Annotated in this window: 1 pseudogene; it reads left to right on the forward strand. The window is 67.4% G+C overall.

The window, feature by feature from the left end:
* Positions 1-599: pseudogene (locus IE287_RS38150) on the forward strand (RHS repeat protein); the annotation flags it as partial.

The raw sequence follows: 599 nt of genomic DNA on the forward strand, positions 1-599 counted from the left end.
CCTACAACTCCTCCGCCATCGACGGCCGCACGGCCTCGACGAACAACCAGTCGTCGTGGATCGGCGAGGGCTGGGAGTACGCCCCCGGGTTCGTCGAGCGCGCCTACGCGTCCTGCGAGAACGACAAGCAGGGCGGCAACAACACCGCGAAGACCGGCGACCTGTGCTGGAAGTCGGAGAACGCCACGCTCTCCCTGAACGGCTCGTCCAACGAACTGGTGTGGGACGCGGCCGGGAAGACGTGGAAGCTGCGCAACGACGACGGCTCGCGCGTGGAGCGGATCTACGACACCACGCCCAACGCCTCCGGTGACGAGGACTCCGAGTACTGGCGCGTCACCACCCTGGACGGCACCCAGTACTGGTTCGGCAAGAACCACCTCCCCGGCTGGGCCGACGGCGAGACGGCGACGAACTCCGTCTTCTCCGTGCCCGTCTACGGCAACCACGACGGCGAGCAGGGCAACGGCTCCGACTTCGCCTCCTCCGCCGAGCAGCAGGGCTGGCGCTGGAACCTCGACTACGTCGTCGACCCGCACGGCAACGCCATGGCCCTCTACTACACCAAGGAACAGGGCCACTACGCGCAGAACGGCAAG

This window comes from Streptomyces omiyaensis (genome assembly GCF_014650895.1).
GTDB classification, from domain to species: Bacteria; Actinomycetota; Actinomycetes; order Streptomycetales; family Streptomycetaceae; genus Streptomyces; species Streptomyces omiyaensis.